Consider the following 21,975-nt stretch of genomic DNA (forward strand, 5'->3'; position numbering starts at 1 on the left):
TGCCATATGGCATGAATCACTTTGTGCAGTTTAAGTACACTAACTTTGCCAGACATCAGCATAGGTCAGTTGACACTATACCTTAAGAAAATAGCTCGGAAGCTTCACTAATCTTTCCAGTTACTGCGCTCGCTGCTGCCACCGCAGGACTGCAAAGGTAAACTTCTGATTCCACATGTCCCATACGCCCAACAAAGTTTCGATTGGTTGTGGAAGCAGCACGTTCACCTGCTGCAAGAATACCCATATGTCCTCCAAGGCATGGTCCACATGTTGGAGTGCTTACGACACAACCTGCTTTGATAAAGATCTGAATCAATCCTTCCTCAATTGCTTGTAAGTAAATTGCCTGAGTTGCAGGAAATACGATAGCACGCATCCCTTTTGCTACCTTTCTTCCCTCTAAAACTTTGGCAGCAATTCTTAAATCACCAATTCTTCCATTCGTACAAGATCCAATGACTACCTGATCAATTTTAACTTCACCAGCTTCTTTCACCGTCTTCGTGTTTTCTGGAAGATGAGGAAATGCTACCGTTGGCTCTAACTCTGATAAGTCTATTGTAATAGTTTGCTCATACTCGGCATCTTCATCGGCTTCATAGATCGTATATTCTTTTGATGAATGCTCCTTCATATAAGCAATGGTTAATTCATCTACTGGGAAAATACCATTCTTAGCACCAGCTTCAATCGCCATATTCGCAATTGTAAAACGGTCATCCATCGTTAAATTTTTAATTCCATCTCCAACAAATTCCATAGATTTATACAATGCACCATCTACACCAATCCTACCGATAATATGTAAAATGACGTCTTTTCCACTTACCCATTCCTTAGGTTTTCCTGTTAATACAAACTTAATTGCAGACGGTACTTTAAACCATGCTTTCCCTGTTATCATGCCAGCACCCATATCAGTACTACCAACACCGGTAGAAAATGCTCCAAGTGCACCATAAGTACAAGTATGAGAATCTGCTCCAATACAGGTTTCTCCAGCTACAATAAGCCCTTTTTCTGGAAGAAGGGCATGCTCAATTCCCATCTCACCAACCTCAAAATAGTTTGTAATGTCATGATCTTTTGCATACTCTCTAAGACACTTACAATGTTCGGCTGATTTGATATCTTTATTTGGCGTAAAATGATCTGGTACCAAAGCAATTTTATCTTTGTCAAATACCGTTTTCTTTTTCAATCTTTGTACTTCGTGTATGGCAACTGGCCCTGTAATGTCATTTGCTAACACCAGGTCAAGATTAGCCTCAATCAACTGTCCTGCCTTTACTTCAGGCAGATTTGCATGTGCCGCCAAAATTTTTTGAGTCATTGTCATGCCCATAACTATATCCTCCTATGCTTCTGGTAATGCCAAAATCACATTTACAAACATAAAGTAAAGAATAAAGCATACAAAAGAAACGATAAACCAAAGGACTGGAAACTTTTCTTCCACTTTTTTTACTACCATTCGACTAGCATTGTTAAGTACCTTCTTGAATAACGAAGACATACCGATACCGAAGATAGCAATAAAGACCAAAGGAATTACAAACATCAATGCATTTGCACTAACAACGCATACCTGAAATACAAAGCTTGGCATACCTATCGTTTCCGCATTCGCTCCTCCAAAAAAACTTAGAAAGAAAATAACTGTCATAATAACCAATGCTTTTGAAAAACTCTTAATGTATTTCTCCATTCTGACCTCCAAGTGATAATATCGAATATTGTTATGTATATTATTACAACAATTCGATTTTGAATTCCTAGATATCTTAACATATAATTATGGAAAATGCACTGGTAATCCATGAGTTTACTTTCTTTTAATCTTTACAATATGTGTAATATGAATCAATTTGCTCTGATTTTTAATTGATAAGAGTTTCATTTCTAAATAACTCTACTCTACAAGTTTTAAGTTCATTACTGCACGATATCTTCTCATTATGAACTATAGTTTCACTATTATATCTGTGCTAGGATAGAATCTCCCATTTCCTTCGTTCCTATTAGTTTACATCCTTCTGACATAATATCTGCGGTACGAAGTCCTAAGTTTAATACTTGTTTTACCGCATTTTCAATGCGATCTGCTTCTTTAGTCAGGTCAAAACTATAGCGAAGCATCATAGCCGCAGAAAGAATTGTTGCAATTGGATTTGCAATGTTTTTTCCTGCTATATCTGGAGCAGAACCATGACTTGGTTCATATAAACCAAGTTTTGTTTCACCAAGACTTGCAGATGCTAACATACCGATAGAGCCTGTCACCATACTCGCTTCATCCGAAAGGATGTCGCCAAACATGTTCTCTGTAAGTATCACATCAAACTGTGTTGGATCTTTTACAATCTGCATTGCACAGTTATCCACTAACATATCGGTAAGCGTTACCTCTGGATATTCCATCGCCACTTCTTTTACGACCTGTCTCCAAAGTCTTGAGGTATCTAAAACATTCGCTTTATCTACGCTGCATACTCTCTTATTTCGTTTACTAGCTACTTCAAATGCCCATCTTGCAATACGCTTTATTTCATTTTCATCGTAAGGCATTGTATCAATTGCTTTTCTCACTCCATTTTCCGTCATAGTTTTTCGTTCACCAAAATAAACTCCACCGGTTAGCTCACGAACAACAACAAAATCAAATCCATCTCCAATAATCTCATCCTTTAACGGGCATGCTTGCTTTAATTGTTCAAACAGCACTGCTGGCCGAAGATTACAAAATAATCCTAAGCCCTTTCGAATGGCTAATAACCCAGCCTCTGGTCTTAGATGTGGAGGAAGACTATACCAGTTACTTTGCCCCACATTACCACCTACCGCACCAAGAAGTACAGAATCACTTGCCTTCGCAGTTTCTAGCGCTTCTTTGGTGAGTGGTTCACCAGTTGCATCGATTGAAACACCCCCCATTAATACTTCGGTATAAGCAAACGTATGACCAAATTTCTTTCCGACCTGATCTAATACTTTCTTTGCTTCTGTGATGATCTCAGGACCAATCCCATCTCCCGGAATAACTGCTATTTTGTAATTCATATGTACGCATCCTTTCTCTCTATAAGATGAGCTTTTCAATATGATTTTAAAAGTAAGTTAAAATAAGATATACCTTTTAATTGTCATCATTTTATCATAGTTCTTGATATAATTAAAATACATATTATTAATATTTAGTATAATTTATTGTTATATCAATCCAGTTTTATTCTTAGTTAATCTATCCTATATTAAATGCTAATACATACTAGTAATCATATATCTTCTCTCACTATATAATTACACTTCTCCTCAACATAATACCACATAAATTAAGGAATAACTCATCGTTTCGCACCTCGAATATGCTCTATTGTAGTATGGAATTTCCAACCACAATATACTAGCTCGCCACTTATGTGATTTTCTTTACGAAAGTTCTCTACAATAAAGCAAGGCAAGTGACTAACCACTCTAAAAAAACTAGTGCTCTATCACTTGCCTGATTTAATTTATTATTTTACTTTTTTATACTAAATTCTTCTGTTTTTATTCCACCTGCTTTAAAAAATCGATAAATTGATACCAATCCTCTACTTTACATAAGGATATTTCAGGATGACTTGCCTCATAATCCTCTCGATAATCAAATCCACCCGTTTTATTCGCGCCGGTATACCATACTGGAAATATTCCGGCTTCTGAAGCACCAATGATATCGCAAAGTATATTATCTCCACAATACCATACCTCTTCTGCCTGCAATAAAGCCTTTCGAAGTGCTAACTGAAATAGAAATTTACTTGGCTTTCGAAAAACATATTCACTAGATGCAAGAATAAATTCAAACGTATATTCTGGTAGAACAGAAGCTAAACGACGTCTTAGGGCCTCTCCGCTAAACGATATATTGCTTATCACCCCGACACGAATGTCTTGCTCCTTTAAGTAGTTAAGTACTTCCTTGATCCCATCTGTTGGAACTCCCGGCGCTGCTGTATCCCAGAATAATTGTTCTATTTGATAAGGATCCTCCTTAAACTCTAAACCAAAATACTCATATAAAAACCTCTGATATGGATGATTATGAACCTCTATTTTATATTCATCCATTGTTTCCTTTGTAAATCTACCAATTTCTTTATTTAATTCTCTATCAAAAGCAAGTATCTCTTGTGCTGTTATACCATATGGATTCCTTACAGCCCTTGATAATACAGCTTCTTCTGCTGCCAGTGACTCAAATCCTTCCTCTTTTACTAAGGTTTGCCCATAGTCAAATAGAATCATTTTAGGCTTTCGCATCTCATTTCCTCCATCTTCTGAACAAAATTTCGAACAGATTCCTGGTTTCCTCTCTCCTTCATATAAGCAAAACCTATCTCTCTCTTATCTAGTTTACCTGGTAAAGCAATCTCTACTAAGTCTCCACTATCTATTTCTTTCTGAACAAATTCTCCTATAACACATGCAATACCTAAACCTGTCTTTGCAAACTCAATTAATAAATCCATACTACTAACCTCTAAGATTTGTACTGGTTTTAACTGCCTTTTTGCAAAGTACTCGTCAATAAACATTCTGGTAATATTCTTTTCATCAAGGAGCATAAGGTTACCTTTTTCTAATAATTCACGTCCAGTTAGTTCCCTTTCCTCTCTGATTCTTAAATTATCAAGGTAGACTTTATTCGCAATAAAGATGTCCTGTATCTCTCCAACCTTTTGAAAAATCAGACCCTTCATAGTATCCGATTTTCCTACTAATCCAATATCGAGTTTTCCTTCCTCTAGTAATCCTAAGGTTTGAAGCGTAGACTGACATTGTATCGTAAATCGAATATGCGGATATTCCTCCACAAAATCTTTTAAAAAAGGTAGCAAGATATATTTACATAGCGTCGTACTGACACCGATACGAATATGTCCTATTCCCAGCTGATGAATTCTTTTCATTGCATCTTCCCCTTCTTTCAGGGTTTCAAATGCTGATCTAGTATAGCAATAAAGCTGCTTTCCCTCTTCCGTTAGTTTTACTCCACGTGAATTTCTGGTGAACAACGCAACTGACATACTTTGCTCCAACTTCGCAATTGCCTTACTTATCGCAGGTTGGCTAATATATAGTTCCTTTGCTGCTAAAGATATATTTTCAGTTTTTGCCACCGCATTAAAGATTCGATAAGCAGATAATGAAAAATCTACTTCCATTTCCTAACCTCCCCAGATTGTCCTATGTTTATTGACAGCTTACCATTAAATGCCCCATTTTGGCAACTACAATTTCTTCTCTTACAATCTTTCAGTTAACATTGATTCTTTCAGCGAATTAACTTAAATCAATTCCTTTCGATATGCTTCGAAGGCTGTTGGCAGCGAATAATCCTCACAAATCCTTTGATTATCTACCCATAAAATTTCTGGAAGATTTACATCTTCTTTTCTCTCAACCTTGATATAATACCCAGTCATATGCCACTCTTTATGAGAAAATATGTGTTTTGCTTCTCCAAGTTTTTTTGTTACTAAAGCATGAGTGGCAAATGTTTGAATTGCATTCTCCATCTGACTAAACGTAAGCTTTCCTTCTAGATTAGGAAGTTCCCATAATCCATGAAGGAGACCTTTTTCTGTTCTTTTTCGGATTGCATAGGAGCCGCCACATTCCATAACTAGTACTGTCTTTTCCTCAAGTAGCCTTTCCTTTTTCTTAGGTTTTACTGGAATTTTCATCTCATCCCCATTGTGATATGCTTTACATAGATGCATCACTGGACATTGCTCACAAAGTGGCTTACCATTTGGTAAACAAATAGTTGCTCCTAGCTCCATAAGAGCTTGATTAAAATCCCCTGGGCGATCTTTCGGAATAATTTCTTCAATGTCATCTTCAAGTTCTTTTTTAATCTTTTCCTTTGTAATATCGTCAAAGCTTCCCGCAATCCGCTTCATGACACGTAGTACGTTACCGTCAACAGCTGGAACTGGTAGCTGAAATGCAATCGATCCTATCGCTCCTGAGGTATAAGATCCTATCCCTGGTAGCTTTTTTAACTCTTCTCGATTCGCTGGAAGCTCACCACCATACTGCTCCATTACAACAATGGCTGCTTTTTTAAGGTTTCGGGCTCGATTATAATAGCCTAAGCCTTCCCATAATTTCATTAAACGATCTTCCTCTACCACCGCTAAATCCTTTATGGTTGGTAGTTCCTTAATAAACCGATCAAAATAAGATTTCACAGCTTCTACTCTGGTTTGTTGCAGCATGATTTCTGAAATCCATACAAAGTATGGCTTAGGATTTGATCTCCATTCCAGAATCCTTGCATTTAAGTCGTACCAATGTAATAAATATTCTACTGTTTCTCTATAATCATATTTCATTATTTCCTCGATTCCAGTGCTTTAGCGCCTATCAATTCTTTTATAAACACTCTATAGACTATCCTATTTCTTTAGATAATGTTACACATTAGATCATGATCGTGATCTACACAAGCCTTTGGCTTGGCAGTCTTATTGTATCACATTTTGAACATTATGTTAAAAATTTATAATGGAAATTCAAGAAGTTTAAGAAACATGTAAGAGTTTTGCCTAGATTTTGCCTTATTCCAATATTATGCTATTCTTATCTTTGACCACAAAGGAGGCTTACTATGTTATCTCGTAAACTGATTATACTTTGTTTTTTGACCACTATTCTATGTAGTGGCTGTCAAACAACACAAAGTCCGAACAACACTTCATTGGATACATCTAGTGAGCTGACTCCTACCGTTACAGCTTCTATAACACAAGCTCCTAAGATAACCGTAACTCCTGAAGCCACACCGATCGTAGGGGAAGTATTATTATCCGAAGAAGATGCACTTTCCATAGTTCAGGGACAAATCAATTCAAGAAAATATTCGATATCATTGCTTGATGATAATGTAATAATAAACTCAAAAAATTATTATTCTTTTATCATTACCGAAAACTTAACAGCACTAGAACCTGCAATACTCGTCAATAAGAGTAACGGAGAGCTCTCCTGTTTATCCTCTGATGGAAAGCAAACTCCATTTTCTACCTTTTCCACAAAACCAAGCGAAGAGGAGACCGAATCCAATTGGAATGGCACATTTGTTCGCAAGGATTTACGAGGTGTAACAACCTCCACCATTACCATAATTCAGAATGATTCCTCTTCTTTTGAATTTTATATTCTTTCAGAAAACAGCCTTGGAGAAAACCGCCTCAGTGGTATTGGACATATTGATGGTACAACTGCTAAACATTTTACTGACGATGAAGTAAGCTTAACCTTCTCCCTCGTTGAAAATCAATTACAGTTAGTTGATAATGACTACTTTACTAGAAATTCAAATTCAATTGCTGGAAGTTATACTCTTGATAAGGATACAAAAGAGAACTTAACTATCTCAGAAGAAGAGGCTATTCAAATCATACATTCTTTATCAGATCTTCAAACAGGCTTACCTGCAGACATCAACGATTACCTCATCTTGTCTGACAATATAAAATTAATTATAGAAGACCGTATTTGTTATAGTTATGGTGCTTATGCCAAATTTGATCATAAAAATATTCTAATGACAAATTTTTATGTCACAACAGATGGAAATGCAGTTTATACATATAATTCAATGAAAAATACTTATGAGCGAGTTTACGGAAAATAGGTTTTTTGATTTTTTACTGACACTATGCATTGTCGAATAAAGTGTCTTTCGTTGTAAGAAGGTACAAAAGCGCCAGAATATATCTTGACATAATAAACGGAATATTCCAATAGAGTGTTTTCGCTCTAAGGAATATTCCGTTCCTTTATTTCTCAATCAATGATGAGATGTTTGTATTTTTTTAATTTCCTATTAAATTAATTCCTTCTTTCACTTTTATTTCAAATCTTTCTTTCATGTCGAAGTAAATAAAAACGTAATCTTAAGTAGTTACGATATTTCATCGTTCTCTTATAATATTGATCTAGGTATCTTCGAAAACGCTCAATCGCTTGCTGTTCTCCTAGGGACGGTTCTTCTTCGTTATATCGTATCTTTTGATAGAAATCAATGATATTCTTAACCTCTCTCGTATCCATTGAAATATCCGCTACTAAGCGCTTTATAAAGCTCTGGAATGTCTCCGACTTCTCAATTCCCTTCCCTAAAAACTCATACATGAAAAATACTGCTTTGATATCTTGGTATATTCTTTTTTCTAAACTTGACTTACGATAGCTTCTGTTAAATAGCTGTATTTTTAATATGTAATAAAGAACTAAACCAAACAACATAAGTAGTACTACAATTCCTGCAATCATTGATATACTACGATAAGTCTTTCGGGCAGTCAGATATTCCTTTTCTTCTTGTTCCAATAGCATTTGATAGAGAGATGGGTCATATTGCGGACCTGTACTAGGAACATTAACGGAACTGTTACCTTTGTCTTTTTCTGAAACCCAAGGCTGATACCGATAATCATAAAAAGATGGGGTAGGTTCAAAAGGAATCCAGCCAATCCCTTCGATATAAGCTTCTGGCCAAGCATGAGCGTTCCTATTGTATACATAATAGGTAAAGCGGTCTTCGCCCTCGGATGGAGGTACGCGAAATCCTTGCACATATCTGGTAGGAATACCAAAAGATCGTGCCATCATCGCAAATGCAGTCGCGTAATAAGTACAATAGCCTTCTTTGGATTCAAAAATCAGGTAATCCACTAAATCAAAACCTTCTTGGGGTTGTTTTGGTATTGTAGTATACGAATAATTTGAAAAAAACTTCTCAATCGCTTTGCATTTCTCGTAGTCATTACTACAATCTTTTGTTATTTCATATGCTAAATCAGAAACTCGCTTTGGCAGTGCTTCATAAACATTCAAATAATCTTCATAGATTTGATCTCTACGAAGTTTTAGTAATTCTCCCAACCCTTCAGAAACCTTATAAGTGATAAGATACTTCTTCTTTGCTACATTATCTTTAAATTGTAGAAATGAGGCAGTGTTCTCATTCTGATACTTAAATCTTGCTTGGCTTTCTATAAGCTGATTAAAATAGGGGCTATCAAGGTTCATATTCAAGTACCGAAACGAATAGCTTAACCCTTTTGATTTTATATCTCGGAAACGGAGATTCGCTGTATCACCGGAATAGATGTCCTTACGTCTAATAAGTTCAATATCTAGTACTTTTAAAGGGTAAAATAATGTCTTAGTTGTTATCCCTTCATATGTAACACTATAACTACGAGTAGAAATAACTGAGTTATATTCTTCTGTTAATCCTTCACGGTCGATTGCGAATAATAACTCTAATGCATCCAGTTCTGCTTCCGTATACTCTTCTTTTTTATTTTTTGTTGTATCTTCCCACTTTTCACCATTATATTGATTCTTAACATTACCGTTAAGATATAAATGAAAACTGCTTAAGGAACTGGTTTTTAAGGACATTGCTAACTCATTTGATTCTGAAACACTTCCACCTACCCTACCACTCTCAGAGTATCCAGCGAAATTTAAATTAAATTCTTTCTTTTCTGGATTCATCCATAAATCAAAATTGGTAACAAAATTATCAACGGCATTCGAAACCGCATTGATGCATCGTTTAATAGTTTTCCACTCCATTGGCTTTTCCGAAGCTGGTAGTAATAAGAGAAATATACTAAGTAGTAAGGCACAAGGAATTAGAAATGTCATTGCCATAGATTGAACATTTCTCTCCTTTTTATAAAAAAGAGTCATTCTAATTTCCACTAGCGTAAGGAATAGATAGAGTAGTAGGGCGACTATCCCTAATTTTGATGTCAGTTGCTGAGTGAATCCCAATAGCAGGAGTACACATAATATCACAACCGCTCCAATGATTCGAAATAAAAGCTTTTTTTGTAATAGATATAACGGTATTGAGGATAAGATTAATAGAAGTATCATCGTTACCGAGGAAAATCCTATCGAGTTTGATTTTCCATCACTTAAAGTCTGATCAAACCATGAAGTATAATGTTTTATAAAATCAGAAAAGGATCCTTTATATTGGTTGCATAGGAACACAATAATTACAGTAAGGATTATTATAACAACATAAGGAAGGACGTTTTTTTTATTTTGATCAAAACATCGCAAAATCACAACCCAAAAGAAAACCAGAACTGCTAACATTCCTTCATTGACCAGAAGTCCAAAATAAATATTGCATAAGGATAAAACAGCGATGCATAATAACATAGTTAATAGACAGGGATACCCATGGTTTTTTAATAAAAGCTTTATATTCATTGTAATCTCCATTCTGTCGCAATCCTGCGAATTGGGGAAACAGTACACAAATATGTGTGTAAAAAATCTTGATTTTTCTTATTTAAAATATGCCTCTTAGTAGGCCAGAAGTTTGTTCTGAGGATTACGCAAGCGCAAACTTCTGTGTGAAAGAAAATGAAGATTTCTTTCACACTTGAAAACAAAACTCTTAGTAGGCCGGAAGTTTGTTCCGAGGATTACGCAGGCGCAAACTTCTGTGTGAAAGAAATCGAAGATTTCTTTCACACTTAAAAACAAAACTCTTAGTAGGCCGGAAGTTTGTTCCGAGGATTACGCAGGCACAAACTTCTGTGTGAAAGAAATCGAAGATTTCTTTCACACTTGAAAACAAAACTCTTAGTAGGCCGGAAGTTTGTTCCGAGGATTACGCAGGCACAAACTTCTGTGTGAAAGAAATCGAAGATTTCTTTCACACTTAACCCTCTAAAACTTCTGAGATTTCTTGACTCGGTGTAATTTGCCCAAAATAAATACGTGAGTCCAACTTTACTGTGAGTTTTGAAACATCATCTTCACCAAGGTAAAGGATTGCTACTTCATTTCCCAAAGAAACCATATGATAACTTGCTTTCACAATATCTTCAGAAAATGTATGCGTTAGAATGATAGAAAAAGAGGTATTCTTAAGAAGAATACAACTTTCCATTAATAACGAGCTTATCGAATGATTCGCACGAAAATAAACATCTGTACACAGTTGATAAAATTGATCAAATTCTTGTTTGCCTGAAATATTCATTATCTTTATACCAGCAACATCGTAGATAACTCTCACAGGTGTATTCGAACGATAAAAAAAATCGCTGAGTGCAAGTGCAATTTCAATGATTTTATCTTCAAGAATCACTCTACTTATCTCGTCAGAATCTTTCTTTTCAAAATCCACATATAGATAAACTTCAGTCTTTGGTTCCACGGTATATTTTCTTGTTACTAGTGTTCTTAACTTAGCCGATGCTTTCCAATGTATTCTTTTCGGCTCATCGCCCGGTTCATATCTTCGAATTTCAACATCTGGAACACTCTGCTTTAATACTGGATATAGTTCAAGTGTTTTTCCCTCTGTTTCCTTATAAAGTTTTAAAGAATTCAAGCGGACAATTCTTGGCAATACCTTTGCTTGAATCGCAGATGGTGCATTATAAACAAGATGGAATAAATTCAAGTAATCCGTAACGGTTACCTTATCAATTCCAATACGATACTCTCCACGATAATGACAGCAAATCGTCGTTGATTGTTCAATTTTATCCCCAGGAAGAAGACAATAACTTCGGTCAGAGCTTATATTTTCTACTGTAGAAAAATCACTTTTAAAACTTACATTCACATTAGAAAAAGTCATATAATCTTCATTCGTTAATAAAAACTGATAGGAAATATGCTCTCCTTTAACCATTGTCTTATGCTCTATAAATTGATAGATTCTGAACTGAAAATACACATAGATTAAGTAGAGATAAGAAACAATTGGGATACAAAGACTGAAAAAAAATAGGCCATAGCTTACATATCCTCCATAATAGCTAACAAAGATACCGGTAAGTATTATGAAAAGATACAAAAAGCATCGATTACGTCTCATCCGGTGCACTCCTTCCTTTAGGAAAAGTCTCTAAGAATTGGTATCGTAACCTTCTGTAACAATCCACGAAGAATCTTCTCTGGAGAAACTTTATTTATCTTTGCTTCCATCGAGAGCACAAAACGATGGCACAATACTGGATAGATAACCTCCAATACATCATCTGGTATGACATAATCTCTGCCTTTTAGATATGCTGTTGCAGATGCTGCTTTTATAACAGCAAGAGTAGCTCTTGGGCTCGCACCCAGTATAAAATTCTCATCCTCTCTCGTAACTTTAGTAACATCTATAATAAATGCTAGAACATCCTTATGTATTCGGACCTTTTTCACTTCCTCTTGCATTGCATCAACTTGCTCTCTTGTCATAATCGGTTTTAATTCTGGTAATCTGTGATTGTTATGATAAAGTAATGCCATTCTTAACTCATCTTCTGGTGTTGGGTAACCAATGGATATTTTCATCAAAAATCGATCTAATTGGGCCTCTGGTAAATGATATGTCCCCATAAAATCAATTGGATTCTGTGTTGCAATTACCATAAATGGAGCTTCTAATGGATATATCTTTCCATCCACCGTTACTTGTCTCTCCTCCATTGCTTCCAACAAACTAGCTTGTGTTTTTGGGGAGGTTCGATTAATCTCATCTGCCAGTACGATATGATGCATAATGGCTCCTTTTGAAAACTCAAATGCGCCAGTTTTCATATTATAGACAGATAAACCTGTAACATCACTTGGTAAAGTATCTGGTGTAAACTGTATTCTTCCAAAACTGCAATCGACTGATTTTGCAATCGCATTCGCCAAAGTCGTCTTACCAACCCCCGGAACATCTTCTATTAGTAAATGTCCCCCTGCTAGTAATGTCGTCACCGCATATGTAACCTTGTCTTCTTTTCCAATTAAAACTGAATTTACCTGAGATATCAACTGATTCGCCAACTCTACGTATTGAAACATATTCCACCCCTTCTTATCGTTATCTGAATTTTCCAAAGTAATCCTATTTTTAACAATTATAATGGAAATAGATGTAATTATCAACCATAGTTATTATAGATAAATTATCCTAAATTTTATGTAAAAAAACGAATATGCAAGTTAAGCCTGTCTATGTCAAATCTCCTTAAGTTTCTGTGGATTAAACTCCAAAAAGAAGTCTGACATCACGCTTTATGGCACATGTCAGACTTCTTTTTTTATACTAAGTTATAAACCCCTCTTAAAAACTTTTCTTATAACTTTTCTTATAACTTCTCTCCTATTATGGCTCTATACCCCATACTAATGCATCAGAGATATATACTGTTGTCTTACTCCAATCAGCATAACTCGAGTTACTATCACCAAAAGAATAATCATCTGTTTGTGTATAGTTCGTCCAGTCTACTTTAGAAAATCTTCCTTGAACTTCAACGCTTTGTCCTACGTTCAAAGTTCCAGCACTGGATTTAAATGAAAATTCCAGATAGTAATCCGCATTCGTCTTAGGAGTAGCCATCTTCACAAAGGTACCATTCACATTAGAACTTCCTATGGTAGAATAATCACACCAAAATGCCTGAGCCTTATCCGTATTGATTGTGTAATAATAGCGAATCTTCACATCCGATAAGTTGATTGCAGTACTTCCGGTATTGATTAACTTAATTCTTGGTGCAATTCCATTCGTCGTTGCGGAAGAATTTCCATTGAACATTTGAAGTTTTATATTTCCTGTTGGGGTTACAACAGAAGAATCTTTGATGGTAACTGCTAAAACTGGATCTGTCCCTTTATTCATATCAAATGTAATGGATTGATTTCCTAATGCAAATTGACTTAAATAAGTAGATAGAATCGTTACTGTTGTTCCAGAAACGAGGTAGTCTGTTCCAGCTACCAAACTTGTAGACCCATTCTTAAGTCCAACTAAGGTATTACCATTTAAAGATAACGTAACATCAATATTTGCCTGTTTTCCGCTAGCCTTATCAAAGATTGCTGATATTGGACTAATGGATGCACTTGGTGACGTGTCAACCATCGTTACTTTAAGCGTTGCATCATTACCGCCACTAAATACAAATGTTAATGTGACAGTATTTGCGCTTTGAGCTAAGAAATAATTCTTAGATAACGTCACTACATTACCAGATACGGTATAATCAGTACCTTTGGTTAATACTACAGTTCCATTTTTAATTGCTGTTAACGTATTCCCATTGAAATTAACAGTAACAGGTATATCAGCGGATACTGCTTGATTACGATCAAAGGTTGCTGTAGTCTTATCAAGACTTGCGGAAGGAACACCAGCCTTTGGCTCATTACCAAATACTAAGGTACCATTATCATACAATGGAATATATGTGGTCTTTACTGTAGACCCGGAAGAAACATTGCTGATTTGAGTAAAGGAGTAATCATTCGAATTATCCCATATGTTATTAACATTTTGTGGGCCTGCAATTCTAAATTGTACTTCTTTCTTATAAGCAGACTGTCCTCCTGGATAAATCTTAGTTCCTGAGAAATCTACATTCACATAATAAATATTATTCGCAGCATCCCATGGAAGAAGTGCAGACGTAGTTGCTCCATTATTATAATTTGTAGTTACTGTAAAATCATTCTTGGTATAGCCCTTTGCTACATATTCCGAAATATCAATAAAATACTTAAACGATAATTTATCGGCTACACGAGCAGGCCAACCTGTCTGATTGAAAACCAATGCTTTAATCTCGATAAACGTAGGGCCAGAAGCATTAATACCAGCCTGAATAAATAACTCATCGTTTGTCACTGTTTCTATTGCTTTAAAGTTTGTAATCGGAGTTCCGCCAAAATCTTTATACATCTTAGCCAATACGCCAACAAACCCTGCATTATAATCACAAGCGATTTCATTATTTACATAGTTGCCAATATTATCTTCATAGCTGTCATCTCTACCAGGTCCGCCCACTAATGCACCATAAATGGTGTGTCTGTTGTAATTTGGCTCCATTTGACTATCTGCCCAGGAACTATGAGCAGTTCTATGATGAGGTCTCGTTGGAGGATTTACACCATATCCAACTACATAACTTCTTCCAGCACTACCTAGCGCATAATCTACCTGCTGTTTTGCAAATGCATTGTAGATACTAGCTTTTTGGGCACTACATCCACTCCAGTCAGCATAAACACTTGCTAAAAATGCTGTTGTAGTAGCATATCGTAATGCTCCCCAGGAATCTAGCCAAGCAAGTCCTTTCGGTGTATAAGAAATACGATTTCCATTATACCCTACGGTCCAATAATCCAAATGCATCTCAATATTATTCTTATAAATCTCTTTATTAGTTATTCTTGCTAATAATAAAGCTGCACCATAATGAACATCATCCCAGCTTTGTGCCCACTTATAACTTAACGTAGCAGACTGTGGCTCAGTTCCCCAATAGGAAACATAAGACTCTGCCTTATCTAGGTAAGTAGACTCTCCGCCTGCAAGATAGATCCATGCAGCAGCCCATGATAATTCATCATAAAAGCCGCTATAAGAAGTATAAAAGCCATTTGCTGCGGTATAGCCAGCATCACTTTTCGTTGTTTCTGCAAAATTATATAGCTCTTTTGCATGACGAAGACAGGTTGCAGAGTAGGTTGGATCTTTTGTCTTAAAGACAAGTGCTGTTGCTGCAAGAGCTGCTGCTGCTTCACCTACTACAGAAGAACCAGGGTTACTTAAATCAACCTTATACGATGGCCTGTCCATCTGCATAACTTCAGCAGGTCCCCACCAAGAGTGATCTGTATTACCATTACCAACCTGATAATAAAATACGTTCTTTTCTGGATGACACTTAATTAAATAATCACTAGCCCACTTAATTTCATCTAATAAATAATTTAATTGTCCCGCCTGTGAAAGAGTAGCCTCTTCTTCATATACAGACCATGCTAACATAGCCACTGTATATGCCATTGGGAGATTAAACTTAACATGATCACCAGCATCATACCAACCGCCAGTTAAATCTAAACCAACATCTGCTCCATCCTTTAATCCAGAGTCACCTCTCCAATTATTACGTATCGTACTTGGCAGATCACCGGAACGTTGAAACTCATAAAACATAATTGCTTTCTGAAGAGCTTCTCCGTAATTATAATTTGACTCAGCTGCCTTAGCCTTTGACGGCGCCATGGATATCAGAAGTGTAATCACTAATAAAAGACTTACTATCTTTTTCATAACGATACCTCCATGTCCGCTTTAGCGGACTCAACATCAAAAGTTGAATGTGTCTTTCTCAACTTTATTCCTTTTTGTGCAGGCAATAGAAAGCCAAAAACACTTTCTATTGCCAAAAAAACTTGTTATGGTTCCATACCCCAAGTAAGCTTACCACTTACATAAGCAGGTGACTTATTCCAATCAGCGTAGGAGTTACCGCTGCTATTGAAGGAGAAGTCTCCAGTTTGGGTATAGTTAGACCAATCAGTTTTCGAGAATCTACCTTGAACTTCAATTCCCTGCCCTGCCTGTAATGAACCAGCACCACTTGTAAATCCAATTTCTAGATAATAATCAGCTCCTGTCTTTGGAGTAGCCATCTTAACAAAAGTACCGGTAACATTACCACTTCCAATCGATGACCAATCACACCAGAAATTCTGACTCTTCTCACCATCAATGGTATAGTAATAACGTATCTTTACATCAGAGAGATTAATACTATTAGAACCTGTATTCACAAGTTTAAAACGTGGAGCAATTCCATTCGTTGTTGCGCTGGTATTGCCATTGTACATCTGAATCTTAACATCTCCAACCACCACAACCACCGTTGTATCCACTACGGTTACAATAAAAGGTTTCGTGTATCCACTGCTAAAATTAAAGGTTATTGTAGTATCACCAAGTGGTAAGGTGGATAGGAATTCTTTCTTTAAGACAACTGTATTACCATTTACAGTATAATCAGTATTTAAGGTAAGAGGTGTTGTACCTTTACTTAAGTTAACAAAGGTATAGCCTTGCATAGATAATGTGGTACTAAGATCAGTTTGTTTCCCTGTTGCCTTATCAAAGCTTCCCTGTGTAGGCGTAATATTAGCATAATCAACAGTGCCAGAACCACTCTCATAAAGAAGGGAATAAACACCAATAGCAATTGCTACATCACACTGAGCCCAGAATCTATGGTAAGTAAATTCTGGTGTTTTATTATTCTGATATGCCGCCAGTAATTTTTGATAAGATGGATCCTGTAAATATTTAGAACGAATATCTAAGAATTTAACTCCCGACTTAATCACATCACCATTTGGCATCTTACCACTAAAGGTACTAGGTACATAAATAACCTGTTCAAAGAATCTCTTATAATCTGTACGTAACTCAGGAGCTGCAACACCCTTATCATCACGATATAAGTTCCATACTCGGTCTAATAATTCTTTTGCCAAGTTCTTCGCAGCTACATCGTTTGCAGCCTTACTATAATATAACAACGTATTTGCAAGAGATCCTGTAACACCAAGATCTGTACCATAATCGATAACGGTTACATGAAGGCCTGGATTACCAGTGTAAGTACCAGTCCATGTATCTGGTTGTCCATCCCAATCAATTTTATTAGGAATAGCAAAGGTTCCGTCTGCCCTTAATATAACTACAGACTTAATCCAAGTAACCCATTTATCAAGGATTTGTTTTGCTCTCACATCGTTTGTCTTATAATAATACTCTGCTACACGCTGCATTGACCATGCCTGGAAACCAAACCAAGTATTACTTCCTGGATCTTTATATACAGGGTTTTCTTCATAGCCCATGCCATAGAAAGTAGAGGTACCAGCTGGCCAAGCTTCATAACGGCCATTTCTTGAGTTACTAGCACCACCGGCAATTGCACCTTCGGATGACTGTAACCATTGATAGAATTCAAGCTGTCTATCAAGGCTTGTTGCCCAATCGCTCTGACCATTCGTTGACTTTGGCTTAAATTTAGCATTCTCAGATAAAATCCAAGCTGCCATTGGATTCTGATAACCAAAGTGGTTATGACTAGATCCAATAATCCAAGCCCAATCTGCTGTAGTTCCACCGCCCCAAGCATAATACCAGGATAACAGATAATGAGCTGAATCATATCCTGTACCGGCAGCTGAAGAATTACCAATCTTTCTAAAATATTTATCAAACATTGAATAACGAAGGTAATCACCCATCATCGTAGCTTTTGATAAATAAGTATCAATATTTACGCCGTAATCTTTCGACCATTCATTAGCCCAGTAAGCAGCCTGAACTGCTCTTGCATCTGCATCTGGTGCATTCGTATACTTAAACTGTTTTGAATAAGTACTGTCACCAGTGAATAGGTCTAAGTAACCATTCTTTCCACCGTATTTCATATCATCCCAACATGGCTGAGGAATTGTTTCCCATGTAGACTCTTCTTCTCCACGTTGGAACGTATTGATATAAGACGGTGATGTGGTCCCATCTCCCCTGGAACCATATCCATACCAATTGTCAACATCCAGTAACCAGTGCATACCGTAGATTGTATTCCTTCCATAAGCTGCAACAAGTTCAGTCCAAATCGGATCCTTACCAACTGGTGCATTAGGGTCGAGTACCGCTGGATACTGACTAGGATCCTGATATTCTGGTGCATAAGTTGCAGGCTTACTAGGATTGTACTTACTCATACTGGTTGGTGGCTGATCTGCATCGGTAGGAATCAAATACTTTTCGGTTACATTCCATGCGGTTTGATATCCTGAAAAGTCTCCCGTAAATTTACCATACATTGCTTCAAGCCACATGTAATAGCTTAATGCTTCACTGGTAGTTACATGTCCATAATCTGGAGCTTCTACGATTAATGTTTCGATAGAATGATATGGTACCCCCTTTGAACTAAAATAACCATTCGCTGGGTCTTTAATGTCTGCCCATAAGTCCATAAAACGTTGCTCGTAAGTTCCCCTAGCCTTAGCATCTGCCGAAGTTTCAGCAGTTGCCTGAGCAGAAGCAGTAGTTTCTTTTGCTACCTGAGGTACCAAAGTTACTACCATAGCCGCTGTCATAACAGCAGCAGCTATTCTCTTGTAGATACGTTTTTGCATACAAAACCCTCCTTATTAATTAACTCTCCACGTCAATGACATAAGGTATTTGAACGCATATTCGAATCCCTCCTTCCTTTGCATAAATTTTCAAATTTATTATATCAATTGATTTGAAGGTTCTTAATAGAGTAAAATAAATAGAATTTGCATGGTTTTTGACAAATATCAACGTTTTTCTCTTTTTCATTATGGATAGACTTGTCCACCAAATCGACTAACCTGTTTATAATTCAATATATATTAGATACAATAATATCTATTTTTATACAACACTTCATTTTCTCCCATTTCGTCTGTATTTTAAGTTTTTTTATAAAACTTGTCTATACACTCTGTATACTAACATTATTTCCATTTTATGTCAAATACAACTGAAGATTATTTTTTTGTGCAATATGTACATAAAAATAGTTATTTTTCTTGGATGAGTTATCAATTAATTCTTTTTAACTACGTCACAAGAAAATTTCATAAAAGGGATTTAAATTTTTATGTTATGACAAGAAAAAAAATTATTCCGCACATTTCTAAAAAGAAATCAATTAATACAAAAAAACTGTTGCTATTGGTAGTTACCCAAGCAACAGTTTTTTTATTGTATTATTTTATCATAATCCTATGCTTAAATCATAAATTCCTATTTGATTCTATAGATAAGGCTTTATTCTTCTCGCAATAAATAATTGAATCATTATTTCATTAATAAACTCTTATTTAGTTAAGAGCATTAATATCTCATTACTTCTTTCAATGAATTTTGTCATAGCCTCTGGTGATAATGGTTTATGAGCAATATAAGCAAGGTCATATAACTGCTCACATATCATATCCGTGTGCTCAGCAGAATTGTTATCCAATACATACTGAACTAACTTATTATTTGCATTTAAGATTAAAGTTTCCGTTGGTCCGAATGCAGATGGATCCATACCATACATATTATACATTTTCATCATATCTTGCATTCTACGGCTCTCTTCTGATAAAGTAATCATAGAAGAAACCTTTGCGTCTTTTAATTTTGCAACCTTAACTTCTAACTTTTCTTTCTTTAATGCTTTCTTAAATACTTCAGTAAGACTATCCTTTTTCTTATCCAGTTCCTTATTTTCTTCTTCAGAAGACTCCTCTGTCATCGTAGCATTGATATCCGCATCAATTCTTTGGAAACGAACCTTCTGATCTGATTGCTCTAACTGAGTAATAAATGGCTGATCGATATTATGTGTCATAAATACAGCATCGATACCGGCATCTTTAAACATCTTGATATATTGACTTTGCTGCTGCTCATCCGTTACATAATATACGGTATCCTTCGTTTCTTCCTTTGGATCCTTGTCAGATTCAGTTACCGTTTCTTCTGTTTCAGACTTTACTTCTTCTGTTTCAGTCTTTGCTTCTTCCGTTTCAGTCTTTGCTTCTTCTGTTTCAGTCTTTACTTCTTCTACCTTTGCTTCACCATTTAATTTCTTAGCAGCTTCCAGATATTCTGGTAGTGTTACATACTTCTTCTCTAAGTTCTTAAAGATAATAAAATCCTTCATTTTATCACGGAACTTTTCATCCTTTAAGCAACCATATTTAATGAATGGGCTCAAATCATCCCAGTACTTCTCATAGTTTTCACGATCTACCTTATACATACCAGATAACTTATCTGCTACCTTCTTTGTAATGTAATCAGAGATTTTCTTCACAAAACCATCGTTTTGTAAAGCACTTCTTGATACATTAAGTGGTAAGTCAGGACAATCGATAACACCCTTTAGTAGCATTAAGAACTCTGGAATTACTTCCTTAATGTTATCTGCAATAAATACCTGATTACTATATAATTTAATCATTCCCTCAATACTATCGTACTCTGTATTAATCTTAGGGAAATATAAAATACCCTTTAAATTAAATGGATAGTCCATATTAAGGTGTATCCAGAATAATGGTTCTTTATAGTCGTGGAAAACCTGACGATAAAATTCCTTATAATCTTCCTCTTTACATTCATTTGGATGTTTTGTCCATAATGGTTCTGGGTTGTTAAGTGGCTTTGGCCCCTTCTTTTCCTTCTTTGTTTCTGCTACCTTACCATCTTCTGTAACTTCCGCATCAACTACTGTATCTTCTTTTACTTCGGATTCAACTTCTGTTGTCTCTTCTGGCTCTTCTTTCGCGTTTTCATTCTTAAAATAAATTGGCACTGGCATAAAGGAACAGTATTTCTCAATTACTTCCTTTGCACGATACTCATTAGAGAACTCATAACTATCTTCATTTAGATGTAGAGTAATCTTTGTACCTCTCTCGGCCTTATCTCCTTCACCCATCTGGAAGTCAATTCCTTCTTCTGATTCCCAGTGTACAGGTTTCGCACCTTCCTGCCAAGATAAGGTATCGATAGTTACTTTATGAGCTACCATGAAGGCAGAATAGAATCCAAGACCAAAGTGTCCGATAATTTGGTCTTCATTTGCCTTGTCTTTATATTTTTTCAAGAAGTCCTGAGCTCCGGAGAAAGCAATCTGGTTGATGTATTCTTTTACTTCATCCGCCGTCATACCAACACCGTTATCAATAAAGGTTAACGTCTTTTCTTCCGGATTCACTAGAACATTGATTTTAAATTCTTCCCCTTCCGGTATAGAGAACTCGCCAATGATACTAAGTTTTTTAAGTTTAGTAATTGCATCACAGCCATTTGATATTAATTCACGGAAAAAAATGTCGTGGTCAGAATATAACCACTTCTTAATAATTGGGAAAATATTCTCGGAATTAATTGATAAATTACCTCTTTCCATACTCATGAAAAAAACACTCCTTTTATCTTTTATTTATCATTGATAAGCATCAGCTCTGCATGGTAATGCACGTCCAATGCATGATAGTCAACTCGTTGTATACTACTATAATACGAGGTATCTA

The 21,975-nt window shown here is 36.0% G+C and carries 13 protein-coding genes; 1 reads left to right on the plus strand and 12 read right to left on the minus strand.

Annotated elements, in window-relative coordinates; genetic code table 11:
- Window positions 1–82 precede the first annotated feature (82 nt).
- The 6 genes from leuC to mutY all read right to left on the minus strand — a co-directional run bounded on the left by leuC (window position 83) and on the right by mutY (window position 6,389).
- The gene (leuC, locus tag CC92_RS0108450; RefSeq protein ID WP_029503331.1) at window positions 83–1,348 is read right to left on the minus strand and encodes a 3-isopropylmalate dehydratase large subunit; all 1,266 of its coding nucleotides are present in this window, start codon (window positions 1,346–1,348) and stop codon (window positions 83–85) included.
- Window positions 1,349–1,360: 12 nt separating this feature from the next.
- On the minus strand, window positions 1,361–1,711 hold the full coding sequence (locus CC92_RS0108455) for a hypothetical protein (RefSeq protein ID WP_029503330.1): 351 nt from the start codon (window positions 1,709–1,711) through the stop codon (window positions 1,361–1,363).
- A 269-nt stretch (window positions 1,712–1,980) separates the two neighbouring features.
- Window positions 1,981–3,063: a 3-isopropylmalate dehydrogenase gene (gene leuB, locus CC92_RS0108460; protein ID WP_029503329.1), complete on the minus strand. Its 1,083-nt coding sequence runs from the start codon at window positions 3,061–3,063 to the stop codon at window positions 1,981–1,983.
- A gap of 489 nt (window positions 3,064–3,552) precedes the next feature.
- On the minus strand, window positions 3,553–4,308 hold the full coding sequence (locus tag CC92_RS0108465; RefSeq protein ID WP_051650758.1) for an HAD family hydrolase: 756 nt from the start codon (window positions 4,306–4,308) through the stop codon (window positions 3,553–3,555).
- Complete coding sequence (locus CC92_RS0108470; RefSeq protein ID WP_029503326.1) at window positions 4,290–5,213, minus strand: LysR family transcriptional regulator; 924 nt, start codon at window positions 5,211–5,213, stop codon at window positions 4,290–4,292. The genes CC92_RS0108465 and CC92_RS0108470 overlap by 19 nt, the downstream gene beginning before the upstream one ends.
- A gap of 123 nt (window positions 5,214–5,336) precedes the next feature.
- Window positions 5,337–6,389, minus strand: coding sequence for an A/G-specific adenine glycosylase (mutY, locus tag CC92_RS0108475; RefSeq protein ID WP_031420300.1), 1,053 nt, complete (start codon window positions 6,387–6,389; stop codon window positions 5,337–5,339).
- 275 nt (window positions 6,390–6,664) lie between these two features.
- Between mutY and CC92_RS0108480 the strand changes: the two genes are divergently transcribed.
- Entirely contained in the window at window positions 6,665–7,693 is a 1,029-nt protein-coding gene (locus CC92_RS0108480) for a hypothetical protein (RefSeq protein WP_029503324.1), read from the plus strand.
- A gap of 221 nt (window positions 7,694–7,914) precedes the next feature.
- Here CC92_RS0108480 and CC92_RS0108485 read toward each other — a convergent pair whose 3' ends face one another.
- From CC92_RS0108485 to htpG, 6 genes are all read right to left on the minus strand, one after another.
- Window positions 7,915–10,299, minus strand: a complete 2,385-nt coding sequence (locus tag CC92_RS0108485) for a transglutaminase-like domain-containing protein (RefSeq protein WP_029503323.1) — start codon at window positions 10,297–10,299, stop codon at window positions 7,915–7,917.
- A gap of 457 nt (window positions 10,300–10,756) precedes the next feature.
- Window positions 10,757–11,926, minus strand: coding sequence for a DUF58 domain-containing protein (locus CC92_RS0108490; protein ID WP_029503322.1), 1,170 nt, complete (start codon window positions 11,924–11,926; stop codon window positions 10,757–10,759).
- 17 nt (window positions 11,927–11,943) lie between these two features.
- Complete coding sequence (locus tag CC92_RS0108495) at window positions 11,944–12,894, minus strand: AAA family ATPase (RefSeq protein WP_029503321.1); 951 nt, start codon at window positions 12,892–12,894, stop codon at window positions 11,944–11,946.
- A 304-nt stretch (window positions 12,895–13,198) separates the two neighbouring features.
- Complete coding sequence (locus CC92_RS23345; RefSeq protein ID WP_029503320.1) at window positions 13,199–16,159, minus strand: glycoside hydrolase family 9 protein; 2,961 nt, start codon at window positions 16,157–16,159, stop codon at window positions 13,199–13,201.
- Between the two features lie 125 nt (window positions 16,160–16,284).
- The gene (locus CC92_RS0108505) at window positions 16,285–19,047 is read right to left on the minus strand and encodes a glycoside hydrolase family 48 protein (protein ID WP_029503319.1); all 2,763 of its coding nucleotides are present in this window, start codon (window positions 19,045–19,047) and stop codon (window positions 16,285–16,287) included.
- A gap of 713 nt (window positions 19,048–19,760) precedes the next feature.
- On the minus strand, window positions 19,761–21,857 hold the full coding sequence (gene htpG, locus CC92_RS0108510; RefSeq protein ID WP_029503318.1) for a molecular chaperone HtpG: 2,097 nt from the start codon (window positions 21,855–21,857) through the stop codon (window positions 19,761–19,763).
- Window positions 21,858–21,975: the final 118 nt, after the last annotated feature.

Origin of the sequence: Lachnoclostridium phytofermentans (assembly GCF_000733755.1) — a bacterium.
Lineage (GTDB): Bacteria > Bacillota > Clostridia > Lachnospirales > Lachnospiraceae > Lachnoclostridium > Lachnoclostridium phytofermentans_A.

What these genes read in the sequence shown, in the direction of transcription:
- leuC (WP_029503331.1), bottom strand. Translation starts at nt 1,348, where the DNA reads ATGGGCATGACAATGACTCAAAAAATTTTGGCGGCACATGCAAATCTG.
- CC92_RS0108455 (WP_029503330.1), bottom strand. Translation starts at nt 1,711, where the DNA reads ATGGAGAAATACATTAAGAGTTTTTCAAAAGCATTGGTTATTATGACA.
- leuB (WP_029503329.1), bottom strand. Translation starts at nt 3,063, where the DNA reads ATGAATTACAAAATAGCAGTTATTCCGGGAGATGGGATTGGTCCTGAG.
- CC92_RS0108465 (WP_051650758.1), bottom strand. Translation starts at nt 4,308, where the DNA reads ATGCGAAAGCCTAAAATGATTCTATTTGACTATGGGCAAACCTTAGTA.
- CC92_RS0108470 (WP_029503326.1), bottom strand. Translation starts at nt 5,213, where the DNA reads ATGGAAGTAGATTTTTCATTATCTGCTTATCGAATCTTTAATGCGGTG.
- mutY (WP_031420300.1), bottom strand. Translation starts at nt 6,389, where the DNA reads ATGAAATATGATTATAGAGAAACAGTAGAATATTTATTACATTGGTAC.
- CC92_RS0108480 (WP_029503324.1), top strand. Translation starts at nt 6,665, where the DNA reads ATGTTATCTCGTAAACTGATTATACTTTGTTTTTTGACCACTATTCTA.
- CC92_RS0108485 (WP_029503323.1), bottom strand. Translation starts at nt 10,299, where the DNA reads ATGAATATAAAGCTTTTATTAAAAAACCATGGGTATCCCTGTCTATTA.
- CC92_RS0108490 (WP_029503322.1), bottom strand. Translation starts at nt 11,926, where the DNA reads ATGAGACGTAATCGATGCTTTTTGTATCTTTTCATAATACTTACCGGT.
- CC92_RS0108495 (WP_029503321.1), bottom strand. Translation starts at nt 12,894, where the DNA reads ATGTTTCAATACGTAGAGTTGGCGAATCAGTTGATATCTCAGGTAAAT.
- CC92_RS23345 (WP_029503320.1), bottom strand. Translation starts at nt 16,159, where the DNA reads ATGAAAAAGATAGTAAGTCTTTTATTAGTGATTACACTTCTGATATCC.
- CC92_RS0108505 (WP_029503319.1), bottom strand. Translation starts at nt 19,047, where the DNA reads ATGCAAAAACGTATCTACAAGAGAATAGCTGCTGCTGTTATGACAGCG.
- htpG (WP_029503318.1), bottom strand. Translation starts at nt 21,857, where the DNA reads ATGAGTATGGAAAGAGGTAATTTATCAATTAATTCCGAGAATATTTTC.